The sequence below is a fragment of the Chenggangzhangella methanolivorans genome (assembly GCF_019797865.1).
GTDB lineage: Bacteria > Pseudomonadota > Alphaproteobacteria > Rhizobiales > Methylopilaceae > Methylopila > Methylopila methanolivorans.
In genome coordinates this window covers 777,003-789,384 of sequence record NZ_CP081869.1, presented here as the reverse complement: position 1 = coordinate 789,384, position 12,382 = coordinate 777,003, and the positions used below count along the sequence as shown (strand labels likewise).

At 69.5% G+C, this 12,382-nt stretch carries 10 protein-coding genes and 2 pseudogenes; 4 read left to right on the top strand and 8 right to left on the bottom strand.

What is annotated here, in order from left to right:
• Positions 1-25 precede the first annotated feature (25 nt).
• The 6 genes and pseudogenes from K6K41_RS04180 to K6K41_RS04155 form a co-directional block, all read right to left on the bottom strand.
• A complete protein-coding gene (locus K6K41_RS04180; protein WP_261404032.1) occupies positions 26-1,411 on the bottom strand; it encodes a methylmalonyl-CoA mutase family protein in 1,386 nt (461 codons plus the stop codon).
• 161 nt (positions 1,412-1,572) lie between these two features.
• Positions 1,573-2,610 carry a hypothetical protein gene (locus K6K41_RS04175; protein ID WP_261404031.1) on the bottom strand — a complete coding sequence of 346 codons (1,038 nt, stop codon included), beginning with the start codon at positions 2,608-2,610 and terminating at the stop codon, positions 1,573-1,575.
• 318 nt (positions 2,611-2,928) lie between these two features.
• Positions 2,929-4,307, bottom strand: a pseudogene (locus K6K41_RS04170) (dipeptidase).
• A 23-nt stretch (positions 4,308-4,330) separates the two neighbouring features.
• Positions 4,331-4,723: a type II toxin-antitoxin system VapC family toxin gene (locus K6K41_RS04165; protein WP_261404030.1), complete on the bottom strand. Its 393-nt coding sequence runs from the start codon at positions 4,721-4,723 to the stop codon at positions 4,331-4,333.
• A gap of 5 nt (positions 4,724-4,728) precedes the next feature.
• Positions 4,729-4,977 (bottom strand): type II toxin-antitoxin system VapB family antitoxin, encoded by a 249-nt coding sequence (locus tag K6K41_RS04160; RefSeq protein ID WP_261404029.1) that lies wholly within the window; start codon positions 4,975-4,977, stop codon positions 4,729-4,731.
• 61 nt (positions 4,978-5,038) lie between these two features.
• Positions 5,039-6,588, bottom strand: a pseudogene (locus K6K41_RS04155) (helicase HerA-like domain-containing protein).
• Between the two features lie 154 nt (positions 6,589-6,742).
• Here K6K41_RS04155 and K6K41_RS04150 point away from each other — a divergent pair.
• From K6K41_RS04150 to folP, 3 genes are all read left to right on the top strand, one after another.
• Positions 6,743-7,108 (top strand): hypothetical protein, encoded by a 366-nt coding sequence (locus K6K41_RS04150; protein WP_261404028.1) that lies wholly within the window; start codon positions 6,743-6,745, stop codon positions 7,106-7,108.
• Between the two features lie 108 nt (positions 7,109-7,216).
• A complete protein-coding gene (locus tag K6K41_RS04145) occupies positions 7,217-7,624 on the top strand; it encodes a DUF4332 domain-containing protein (RefSeq protein WP_261404027.1) in 408 nt (135 codons plus the stop codon).
• A gap of 75 nt (positions 7,625-7,699) precedes the next feature.
• Positions 7,700-8,524, top strand: coding sequence for a dihydropteroate synthase (gene folP / locus K6K41_RS04140; protein ID WP_261404026.1), 825 nt, complete (start codon positions 7,700-7,702; stop codon positions 8,522-8,524).
• Positions 8,525-8,632: 108 nt separating this feature from the next.
• Here folP and K6K41_RS04135 read toward each other — a convergent pair whose 3' ends face one another.
• Complete coding sequence (locus K6K41_RS04135) at positions 8,633-9,718, bottom strand: alpha/beta hydrolase (protein ID WP_261404025.1); 1,086 nt, start codon at positions 9,716-9,718, stop codon at positions 8,633-8,635.
• Between the two features lie 162 nt (positions 9,719-9,880).
• Positions 9,881-10,477 carry a superoxide dismutase gene (locus K6K41_RS04130; protein WP_261404024.1) on the bottom strand — a complete coding sequence of 199 codons (597 nt, stop codon included), beginning with the start codon at positions 10,475-10,477 and terminating at the stop codon, positions 9,881-9,883.
• A 215-nt stretch (positions 10,478-10,692) separates the two neighbouring features.
• On the opposite strand from K6K41_RS04130, the gene K6K41_RS04125 reads away from it, so the two are divergent.
• Positions 10,693-12,375: a hypothetical protein gene (locus tag K6K41_RS04125; RefSeq protein WP_261404023.1), complete on the top strand. Its 1,683-nt coding sequence runs from the start codon at positions 10,693-10,695 to the stop codon at positions 12,373-12,375.
• Positions 12,376-12,382: the final 7 nt, after the last annotated feature.

The window sequence follows — 12,382 nt, the reverse complement described above, 5'->3', positions numbered from 1 at the left end:
CTTTCGCCCTTGCCAAACGCCTCGATCAGCGCCGCGAAGTCCGCTGACCGCCGCCGCCATCGCCGCCGCCGCTGCGATCGCTGGTCGCCGTAGGCGCCCCGGCCGCGTCGGCCTTCGGAAATTCGCTGACGCCGACGAGCGGCATCCTGCGCGTCGCGACGAGCTTGCCGCGGGCCTTGGCGGTCTCGCCGATCTTCGCCTGCCAGAAACCGGACGTCAGCGCCGCCAGCGCGCCGCCCTCTGCCTCGATCTCCTGGAACAGTCCCCAGGCCTTTTCGGCGAGCGCGTCGGTCAGCGCCTCGATCGCGCCGGCGCCGGCCGCGGGGTCCGCGACCCGATAGGCGTTGGTCTCTTCGAGCACGATCGACTGGACGTTGCGGGCGATGCGGCGGGCGTCGCCGTCCGCGGCCCCGCGCGCGAAGCTGTAGGGCAGCACCATGACCGAATCCGCGCCGCCGACGCCGACCGCGAAGGCCGCGATGGTCGAGCGCACGATGTTGGTCTGGCTGTCGTCGAGGGTGAGCATGCGCCGCGAGGTTTCGGCGTGAATGTGCAGCGGCGCGTCGGCGAGCCCGAACTCGCGGCGCAACGCCGCCCACAGCAGGCGCGCGGCCCTGAGCTTGGCGATGGTCGCGAACTGGTCGCCGTCAGCCGCGAGCGCGATCGCCGAGGCGTCGAGCACGGTTTTGGGGTCGAGCCCGTGCGCGGCGAGCGTCCGGACATGCTCGACCGCGGCCGCGAGCACGCCCGCGAGTTCCTGCGCTTCGCTGGCGCCGGCCTCATGGGCGACGCGCCCGTCGAGCAGCAGAACCGGGGAGGAGAAGCCGAGGCCGTTGAGCGTCTTGAGCGCGTCGGCGACGGACGCGGGATCAGCGGCCGAACCGGCGAGCAGCGCGTCGCGGACGAGGTCGAGGCCGAAGAGGACCGACACGTCCTGCGGCGCGTGACCGCGCTGTTCGACGAGCGCCGCGACGAGCGCCGCCGCCTGCGCGCCGCCGAGCGGCTCGGTCTCGACCACGGTCGTGACGAGATCGAGCATCACGCCTTCAAGCGCGGCGTCGAGAGCATCGATCTTTCGGGCGCCGAGGCCGTCCGGGGTTAGCACCAGCGCGACGCCCGACGAACCGTTGGTGAGATCCTCGAGAACCTGCGCGTTGGCGTCGGCGATGTCCGCAAGATCCATGCGGGCGAGGGCCGACCACCGCGCGCCGGCCGGGCGGCCTGCGATGGCGCGAACAGGCGCGCGCGGCCGGATCGCCTCGAAGGCGACGCCGTCGACGAGCTTCGCGTTCACCACCGGATCGAGCGGTCGGCCCTTGAGCGCGGCCTCGGCGGCCCTGCGCCAGGAGGCCTCGTCGGAGGGGAAGTCGGCGGCGAAATCGGTCGTGAATGCGGACGCGTCGGCGGTCATGGTCGTCTCTGCTGCAATGCGGCGCCACCCTGCCACAGGCCCGCACCCCCAGCCATCTTGGAAAATCGAACTACTGGAGAGGGCCGCCGAAACGGAACGGCCCGGATGCGCGAGACGCGTCCGGGCCGGCGAAAGCAGGAGATTCGGAGCGAGGCCGCGCCTTAGAAAGAGACGCCGAGGCGTCCGCGGGTCGCGCGGGTCGAAACGCCGTCGCGGCGGCCGTAGTCGTAGTTCACCTGGACGGTCACGCCCTCCATGAGGGACGTTCCGACGCCAAGACCGCCGACGAGCCCGCGTCCGGTCGGCGAACCGCCCATCGCGATGGCGTCGACGCGTTCGCCGCCCACCGAGGCCTTCAGCTTGCTCGAGCTGAAACCCATCACGCCCTCGCCGCCGACGAAGGCCTCGACCTTCAGCTTGCGCTTGGAGTCGAGGCGGAACGAACGCGAGCCCGACAGCCGCGCCGCGCCGATCGCCGCGACCGCAGACCGCGCGCCGAACGAGGCGGCGCCCGAACCGCCGCGCTCGGAATAGCCGGAGAGCCGGTCGCCGAGCGCCGAGGCGGTCAGCATCGGCGTGATGGTGATTCCGGCGATCTTGGTCGAGGCTCCGATCTGACCGGACGCGCGCGCCACGACGCTCGAGGCGGCGGCCTGGCACTGGTCGCCGGCCTCGCCGCGCTCGATCGCGCCGAAACCGAACTGCGACGCGCCCACCAGAGCCTTGGCGAAGACGCGGCCCTCGTTGAACTTGGCGTAGAAATCGACATGCCGCCCATAGGCCCGCGCGCCAAGATCCCCGGAGCCGACGCCGCCGAAGCCCGCGCTCGCCATCGCGCCGATGATAAGGCCGGGGCGGGTTTCGCGATCGAGGCCGATGCGCATCTGGGTGGACGCGCCCGAGCCGATGCGGCCTGCGCGCTCGCCTTGGCCGTAGCCGACGCCGGACGACTCCCAATAGCTCATGAAGCCGGGAACCGGCTTGTTCGCGCCGACGCGCTCGGCGTCGAGCCGCGAGAACGCGGCGTCGATCTCGGCCATCGACAAAAACAGCGGCGCCTCTACCAGCGCCTGGGTCGATCGAAAGTCTCTCGGGGCGTCGGCCTCGCCGGCCGCAACCGGAGCGGGCGTCGCCGCGAAGGCCAAAATCGTCCCCAGCGCGCCGAGCGTGAGCCCGGCGCGTCGCGCCAGTCCGACCATGATTCGCTGCCTCTGCCGCCTGCCGACGAGGCCCCGCACGGCTCTCGTCTCGCTGCGTCGCAGTATGAACGAACGTTCAGGAAATGGCGCCCCCGAAGACTCACGAAACCGTCATGGGGGACGACGAAAGTCGGAGGTGTTGCCCATACGGCTCAAATGGTTAACCGACGTTAACCGCTGCGCGCCGAAGCCTTGTGCGCCTTGCCCGGGAAAGGGCGCCTGCGGGGCGGGCACACACGCAGGATCAGCGCCGAACGCGGGCAGGCGCCTGTCCAGCGTGCGTTGCACAAATGATTTGCCGTCAGTCGAAGCGGTAATTCAGCCCGCCAACGCGCCTAGGATCCGGATCCAGGAGCGCGTGCCTTTCCGGAAGCTCTCGAGGTCGTACTTCTCGTTCGGCGAGTGGATGCGGTCGTCGTCGAGGGCGAAACCGACCATCAGCGTGTCGAGGCCGAGCGTGCGCTTGAAGTCGCCGACCACGGGAATCGAGCCGCCCATGCCGATCGTCACCGGCGCCACGCCCCATTCGGCTTCGAGCGCCGCCCGCGTCTTGGCGAGCGCCGGGCTGTCGATCGGAACCTGAATCGCGCGCGAGCCCTTGTGGCCGTCGAATTCGACCGCGCAGTCGGAGGGCAGGCGCTCGCGCACGAAGGCGCGGAACGCCTGGCGGATCGCCGCCGGGTCCTGGTCGCCGACGAGGCGGAACGAGATCTTGGCGTGAGCTTCCGCCGCGATCACTGTCTTGGCTCCGGCGCCGGTGTAGCCGCCCCACATGCCGTTCACGTCGCAGGTCGGGCGCGACTGGATCTGCTCGATGATCATGCGGTCGCGCTCGCCCGCGGGCTCCGACAGGCCGACCGGCTTCAGGAAGGCCTCCGCGTCGAGCCCGAGGCCGCGCCACTGCTCGCGCACGTCCTCGGGCGTCTCGTGAACGCCGTCATAGAAGCCCGCAAGCGTCACGCGGCCGTCGGCGTCATGAAGGTCGGCGACGATCTTGGAAAGCACGTGCAGCGGGTTGCGCGCCGCGCCGCCATACATGCCGGAGTGGAGGTCGCGGTTCGCGGCCTTGATGGTGATCTGCTCGTAGATGAGGCCGCGCAGCGCCGAGGTGATGGCCGGCCGGCCTTGCGCCCACATGGTGGTGTCGCAGACGAGCGCGGCGTCGGCCTTGAGCTCGTCCTTGGCCTCGTCGAGGAAGCCGCCGAGATTGACCGAGCCGCACTCCTCCTCGCCCTCGATCATCAGCGTGACGCCGACCGGCAACTCGCCGGTCGCGGATTTCCAGGCGCGGCAGGCCTCGACGAAGGTGAGCACCTGGCCTTTGTCGTCGCTGGACCCGCGGCCGAGGATGATCTTCTTGCCCTCCTTGGTGGTCGCGATCTTCGGCTCGAAGGGCGGCGTCTCCCATTTCTCCAGCGGATCGACCGGCTGCACGTCGTAGTGGCCGTAGAACAGCATGTGGGGGCCGGTGGGTTTGGCGTGCTTGGCCAGCACCACGGGGTGGCCGGGCGTCTCCCGAAGCGCGGCCTCGAATCCGAGCTCGGCGAGTTCGCGCTTCAGCCAGTCGGCGGCCTCGCGGCAGCCGTGGCGATAGGCCGGTCGGTCGAGATCGACGGGATCTTCAGCCACGAGAACAGCCGGTCGAGGCTCTGCTCGAGGCCCTCGTCGGCGGCGGCGAGGCGGTCGAGATCGGACATCGATGATCCTTTCGGAAGAGGCTTCAGGCGAGGTCCGTATGGACGAAATCGTCGCCCTTGTAGAGCAGCGGCACGGCGTGCGCCTTGGCGCAGGCGTAGGCGAAGCAGTCGCCGAGATTGAGGCGGGCAGGGTGGCCGGTCCCCTTGCCGTAGCGCGATCGCGCGTCGATGGCGAGGCGGCCGATCTCGGCGGTGATGGGGACCGTCTTCACCTTCGGCGAGGTGTATGCCGCTGTCTCTTCGGCGGCGAGTTCGAGGTCGATGCGCAATCGCGCCGAAACCGCGAGCGCTGTCTCAAACAGCGCCAGAGCCGAGGTGATCAACGGCGTCTTGGATGCGAGCAGACGCGCCTCGATGTCGTCGGCGTCCTTTTCCCGGACCAGGATGGCGGTCAAAGCCGAGGCGTCGACGAACATGATCGCTATTCGTCGTTGAGAGCGTCGAAGAACGCCTTGTCGAGCGCCACGCCCTCATCTTGAGGGTACTGGGCGAGCCGCTCCCTGACAGCGCGCATCTGGGCGCGCTTTTCCTCTTCGCTTTCCGCAAGCTTCAGCTTCTGAAGCTCGGCGTCGCACGCGACGCGGATCGTTTCGGTGAGCGAGGCGCCCGTCGCGGCGGCGAGCGCTCGCACCACCCTGTCGGTTTCCGGATCCCTTACGTGAAACGCCATCGTCTACACCCCATGGCCTGTCGGTGTAGATAAATAGCGCGCCCGACCGCGTTCAACAACCTCACCGCCGCATCAGGCTGCCCAGCACGCCGCGCACCACAGCGCGCCCGACCGAGCCGCCGACCGAGCCCGCGATCGATTTGCCGATCGAGGCCGCGACGTTGCCGGCGGTCTGGTTGACGATGGTGCGCGTCACCTCGCGGGCGACGCGCTGGCCGGGGTTCAGCGTGCTCGAGCGCGAGGAGCCGCCGCCGAAGATCGTGCTGAAGATGCCGCCGATCCCGCCTCCGCCGGCGTCGGCCTCCACCACCTGCTGGGCGCGCTGCGTCAGCAGCTCGTAGGCCGACTCGCGATCCACCGCCGTGTCGTATTTCGCGCCCATCGCGGAGTTCTGGATGATGGCGCGCCGCTCCTCCGGGCTCACGGGCCCGATGCGCGCGGCCGGCGGTCGGATGAGCGTGCGCTGGACGATCGAGGGAACGCCCTTGCCTTCGAGCGTCGAGACCAGCGCCTCGCCGACGCCGAGCTCCATGATGACTTCAGCGGTCTTGAGCTTCGGGTTCGGTCGGAAAGTCTCGGCGGCGGCCCGCACCGCTTTCTGCTCGCGCGGCGTGTAGGCGCGCAGCGCATGCTGGACGCGGTTGCCGAGCTGGCCCGCCACCGTCTCGGGCACGTCGAGCGGGTTCTGCGTCACGAAATAGACGCCGACGCCCTTCGAGCGGATGAGGCGCACCACCTGCTCGACCTTCTCGATCAACGCTTTCGGCGCCTCGTCGAACAGCAGGTGCGCCTCGTCGAAGAAGAACACGAGTTTCGGCTTCTCCGGATCGCCGACCTCGGGCAGCTCCTCGAAGAGCTCCGAGAGCAGCCAGAGCAGGAAGGTGGCGTAGAGGCGGGGGCTGCCCATCAGCTTGTCGGCCGCCAGGATGTTGATCATCCCCTTGCCGTTGCGGCTCGTGCGCATGAGGTCGGGAAGCGTCAGCGCCGGCTCGCCGAAGAAGCTCGATCCGCCCTGTTGCTCGAGCACCAGCTGACGCTGGACGGCGCCTACGGTCGCCTTGGCGACGTTGCCGTATTTGGTGGTGAGCGCGGAGGCGTCTCGGCCACATAGTTCAGCAGCGCCTGCAGATCCTTGAGGTCGAGCAGAAGCAGCTTCTCGTCGTCCGCCACGCGGAACACGATGTTGAGCACGCCCTCCTGCGTGTCGTTGAGGTTCATGAGCCGCGCGAGCAGCAGCGGCCCCATCTCCGAGACGGTGGCGCGGATCGGGTGGCCCTGCTCGCCGAACAGGTCCCAGAACGTCACCGGGAAGGCGTCGTTGACGTAAGGGGTGAGCCCGATCTCCTCGGCGCGCTTGACGAGGAAGTCCTTCGGCTCGCCCTTGGCCGCGACGCCCGAGAGGTCGCCCTTGATGTCGGCGGCGAAGACGGGGACGCCGGCGTCCGAAAACCCTTCGGCCAGCGCCTGCAGCGTGACGGTCTTGCCGGTGCCGGTCGCGCCGGTCACGAGGCCGTGGCGGTTGGCGAGCTTGAGCTCGAGATACTCGCCCTTCTCCTTCGCGCCCTTCTGGTCGAAGCTCGTCCCGATGAAGATCTTGCCGTCCTCGAGCATGCCGTCTCCTCGCCTCTGTCCGCCGGGCGATTAGTGGCCCGCCGGGCGAGCCGAGACAAGCTGACAGGTCGCGCTTCGCCCATCGGCAGCTTGCCATCGGACCGGCCCTGCCTACTATGCGCCTCCCAATGAGAACCCGGGGAGAAGCCGGACGATGGACGAACTCGTGAACCGCCTGACGGCCGCAGCCGGCCTCGACCGCGCCAAGGCCGAGGCCGCGGTCAAGACCATCCTGGTGTTCCTCGACAAGGAGGCGCCGGCCGACGCGGTGAAGGAGCTCGTCGACGCCATGCCAGGCGCCGACAAGGCGCTGGAGCAGGGCCGCAAGGAAAGCGACGGCTCGGATTATCAGGGGTTCGGCGCCATGGCGGCCTATCACGCGCTGACCGCCGCCGGCCTTTCGGGCGGCGAGGTGCAGATCGTCACCAAGGAGCTGCTCGCCCATTCCCGCGAGACGGTGGGCGAAGAGACGACGGGTCGCATTGTCGGCTCGGTCCCTGGGCTCGAAGCTTTCGTTTGACAACTTCGGTCGCCGAAGGATTTTATTCTTCGGCCTTATGCGCAGTCGCGTTGAGAGGTGACTGATCCCCTGCGTCTTCTGGGGCTGTTATGATCTCGGGGGACGCGCTTGACCTACGCCATCTTGAAGCTCGCAGGCGTCTGTCCGGACACGGTCAAGAAGCTGAGAGCCGTTGGCGTGCGCACGACGGCGACGCTGCTCGAGCGGGCCAATCATCCGCGGGGCCGCAAGGCGCTGGCGGCGGCCTCCGGGGCGCCTGAAGCCACCATCCTGCGCATCGCCAACATGGCGGACCTGATGCGGGTGAAGGGGGTCGGCGGCGAATACGCGGAGTTGCTCGAGGCCGCCGGCGTCGACACGGTGAAGAGCCTCAGGAACCGCAACGTCCAGAACCTCACCCGCGCGATGGCCGAGCTCAACGTGAAGAAGAAGCTCCTGAAGGCGCCGCCATCCGAAAAGCGCGTCGCGGCCTGGATCGAGCAGGCGAAGTCGATGCCGGCCGTCATGACGTACTGACGGGCGCTCGCGCGGGGCGGAAAACGCCGCTATGTCGGGCCTGCCAGCCATTCCGCGCCGCCAAGTGATCCCGACATGTCGCCGAACGAGCCTTTCGCCGCCGCCCGCCTGTTCGACCGCGCCGGCGGCCCGCGCATCATGGGCATCCTGAACGTCACTCCGGATTCGTTCTCCGACGGCGGACGCTTCGAGGCGGTCGAAACGGCGGTCGCCCACGCCCGCGCCATGGCCGAGGAGGGGGCCGACGTCATCGACGTCGGCGGCGAGTCGACCCGGCCCGGTCACACGCCGGTCGACGCCGAGGAAGAGATCCGCCGCGTCGTTCCGGCGATCCGGGCGCTCCGGGCCGCGCTCGAAACGCCGATCTCGATCGACACGATGAAGGCCTCGGCGGCGGCGGCCGCGCTCGAGGCCGGTGCCACGATCGTCAACGACGTCTGGGGCCTGCAGCGCGATCCCGACATCGCCCGCGTCGCCGCCGAACACGGCGCGCCGGTCTGCGTGATGCATCACCGGACCGAGGTCGACGCCTCGCTCGACGTCGTCGAGGACATGAAGCGGTTCTTGAGCCGCTCCATCGAAATCGCTCAGAAGGCTGGCGTTCCGGACCGCGCGATCATGCTCGACCCCGGCGTCGGCTTCGGCAAGACCGTGGAGCAGAACCTTCAGGCGATCCGCCGCGTCGACGCGCTCGCGGCCATGGGGTTTCCGGTGCTGCTGGGAACCTCGCGCAAGTCGCTGATCGGACACATCATCCCGCGCGAACCGAAGGAGCGGGTCTTCGGCACGGTCGCGACGTCCGTCGTCGGCTGGGCCGCGGGCGCGACGATGTTCCGCGTCCACGACATCCGCGCGAACCGCGACGCGTTGCTGGTCGCCAAGGCCGTGCTGGAGAGCTGAAGCGCGAGGCGGACGTTCGCCGGACGCGGCCGAAAACGCCGGCCGTCGTTCCGGGACAGGCCGGGACGACAGCTGCGTCTCACGCGGCTCTCATGGAAGCGCGCGAGCTTACGGCCGCGCCACGATGGGTTTCGGCGGAGCGAGCGGCTTCGGGCCCGGAGCCGCGTTGGGCGGCGGCGGGGCGGCGTTCTTGACGCCGCTCGCGATGGTCTCGGGCGTCGAGGCGCCGGCGGCGACGCGCGTCGCGTCGCTGACGGGCCCGGTCTGCGCGACGGTGACGCCGCGCTTCAGCCGCGAGCCGAGAAAAGCGAGCATCGGAGGCGTCTGCGGGGCCCAGAGCTTCCAGTTGTGCCCGCCGGGCGAAACCGAAAAAGTCACCGGAATGCGCGCCGCCTTCAGCGCCTCGACGAATTTGGCGTTTCCCGCGGCGAGGATCGGAATGTCCTGGTCGCCCCAGGTCATGAAGAGCGCCGGCGTCTCCTCGACCGTCTCGCCGTCGTCGTCGATGCTGCGCCAGGGGCTGGCGGCGTTGAAGGTCACCGGATCGAAGGTCTTGCCGAAGGTGCGGCCGAACAGGCCGATCTGGAAGGCGGGGAAATCGGTCGCGCTCTTGACGTCGGCGAACAGCGCGCCGGAGAGGCTCGCCGCGGCGGCGAACTCGTCGGGCTCCATCAATGCGAAGCGCAGCGCCCCGTATCCGCCCATCGACAGGCCGCCGATCGCGCGCGCCGCGCCGTCGGCGATCGTGGGATATTTGGCGTCGATATAGGTGATGAGGTCGTCGAGGATGGCGGTCTGCCATCGTCCGGTGCCCTCGGGCCCCGAGCTGTCCACGTACCAGCCGGTCTGGGCGAAGGGCATGACGATGATCGAGGGCGGCAGCTTGCCATCGGCGATCAGCCGGTCGGCGGTTTCGCGCAGTCCGCCCTGGTCGAGCCAGGAGACGTCCGTTCCGCCATGGCCGTGCAGCAGGTAGATGGTCGGATATTTTCTAACGTCGTCATCGGCGTCGTAGCCGGGCGGCAGATAGAGCGAGAACTGGAGCTGGCGGCCAAGCGCCATGCTCTTGAATGAAATGCTGCGGATGACCGTGCTTTCGGCGACCGCCGGTTCGGCGCGCGCGGGAAGCGCAGGCGCGAGACACACGGCCGCGAGCGCGGCGCAAGCTGCGATCTGTCGTCCGAGGCGGTTCATGTCCGGAAGAGTTGGGACTCGTTCGCGCCGCGTCAACTTCGGCGCACGCGGGCGTGACGACGTCGATGTCGCAGCGCTTCTCAAACGCGAGGGCCGCGCCCCCGACTGACGGAGGCGCGGCCCTTTGGTCTCGCTTTTCAGCGTTCGGCGCGAACGCCGCGCTTACTTCGCTTCGTCGTAGAGCTTCTCGACATATTCCCAGTTCACGAGGTTCTCGATGAACGCCTTGAGATAGTCGGGACGCTTGTTGCGGTAGTCGATGTAGTAGGAGTGCTCCCAGACGTCGCAGCCGAGCAGCGGCACGCCGCCATGGACCAGCGGGTTCTCGCCGTTCGGGGTCTTGGTGACCTCGAGCTTGCCGTTCTTGAGGGTGAGCCACGCCCAGCCCGAGCCGAACTGGCCCTTGCCGGCCTCGATGAAGTCCTCCTTGAACTTCTCGACGCCGCCGAGGTCTTCCTTGATCTTGGTCTCGAGCGCGCCCGGAATGGCACCGCCGCCGTTCGGCTTCATCCAGTTCCAGAAATGGAGGTGGTTGAAGTGCTGGCCGGCGTTGTTGAACAGCGGCGCATTCTTGCCGTAGCTCTGCTTCACGATCTCTTCGAGCGAAGCGCCTTCAAGACCCGAGCCTTCGAGCAGCTTGTTGCCGGTCTCGACATAGGTGTTGTGGTGCTTGTCGTGATGGAACTCCAAGGTCTCCTTGGACATATAGGGCTGCAGCGCGTCGTAGGCGTAAGGCAGCTCGGGCAGCTTGAAGGCCATTGAAAATCTCCGGCGAAAAAAGATATCGGTCGCCCCGGAGCCGGGCGAAATCCCCGGACGCGGCGTTCGCAGCCCTACATAGGTTCCACCGGGCGCGCGACAACGCCGTGCGGTCGAGAGCCCTGGAGCGCGACGAAACGCAGCGGCTTTACGCCGCGCTAACCACGCCGCAGGAAAACTGTCCGCCCGCCGGAGCCTGAGGAAGGTCGCGAGACATGTCGTTCGTGCTTTACGCGCTCGGCGCAGGACTGATCGGCTGGGGCGGCTACATGCTGCTCGCCGGCGACAGTTTCGCCGCGCTCGACATCGCCGCGAACCTCGTGGGCTGGGGCGTGTTCGCCATCGGCCTCGGGGCGCTCGCCGGCGGGCTGCGCCGCCTCGTGCGCGCCATCGAGGCGTCGGGTCCGGCGCGGGTTTCGCGCGGGCTGCCGGCCATGCTCTCGGGGGCCGCGCCGCGCGAACAGGCGCCGCCCTCCGACTATGGCCGGCCCACGCCCGCGCCCGCCTTCGAGCCGGCGCCCGAGCCGCGCGGGCTGGCGAATTTCGAGCCGCGCCTCGATTTCGAGCCGCGCCAGGAGCCGCAGCCCGAGCCTGCGGACGTCGTCGAGCCTGCGCCGATCGCGCCGGAGCCGCAGCCGTCGCGGCGCTCGGCGCCCCGCTTCGAGGCGCCGCGCTTCGACCGCACGCCGCCGCCGCCGGCCGCGCGGAAGCCCGCGCCGGCCGTGGAGCCGATCCAAGAGCGAGTCCAAGAGCTGGTCCAAGAACCGGTCGCCGAGCTCGCTTTCGCGCCGGCGCTCAAACCGGAGCCGATCGCAAGCGATCCTCCGCCGCTTTCCGAGCCTCAAGCCGAGCCGCAGCCTGCCGACGAGCCTGCTCCGAGCGTCGCGGCCGAACCGGACGAGGACGGCGACGCGGGCCTCAGCAAGAAGGAGCGCAAGCAGCGCCGCCGCGAGGCCCGCCTGCGCGAGGAGGCCGAAGCCGTCGAGCGGCCCGAGGTGGTCACGCCCCAGCTTGGCGGCAGCCGCAACATCTTCGGCGGGCCGGATCGGGGCGTTCGGGGTCCCGAAGCCCCCGGTCCCGTCGCGCCTCCGCTCGAGCGGGCGTCGCGGCCGGTCCTGCCCTTTCAGACGCCGCCCGTGCTCGAAGAGCCGGCGGAGCCGCTCGTCGCCGAACCCGTTCCCGCGGAACTGGACGCGGGTCAATCCGTCGCGATCGAAACGCCCGCCGCCGAGGCCGACGCGCCCGCGCCGACGGAGCCCGAGACTGTCGAGCTGACGCCCGTGGAGCCGGAGCCCGCCGCGCCGGAGCCTGAAGCGCCCAAGCCGGCTCCTGCGCCATCGATCGAGCCCAAGGTTCCGGACTGGCTGGCGAAGGCGCGCGCGCGTCGGCAGGCGCGCGCCGAGACTGATCCGACCGCCGTTCCGTCGCCGGCCGAGCCAGAGCCAGAGCCAGAGCCGGAGCCGGAGCCGGAGCATCAGCCTGCGCCGGAGGCGGTCGTGGAGACGCCGGAGCCGCCCGTGGCCGAAGAGGCCGCCGCGACGGAAACCGGTCATGACGAGGAGACCGTCGAAACCGCGGCTCCGGAGACGGCCGCCGAACCGAAGGTGGTGCGCGAGGGCGAGCATCGCGGCGTGACCTATCGATTCTACGACGACGGCTCGGTCGAGGCCCTGTCGCCGCACGGCGCCCGGCGGTTCTCTAGCGTGGAAGAATTGCGCGCCACCGTCATCGCGGCGCGCGGGCCGGGCTATGTCGAGCCGCCGTCGGATCCGGAGCCTCAGCCCGACGCCGCGCCCGAGTCGCGAAGCGAGACGCCGCGCGAGCCGGGCGACGAGGATCCGCTCGAGGCCGCGCTGACGGAGCTCGAAGGCGGGCGATCCTCGACGCGCTCCGCGTAAGCGTCAG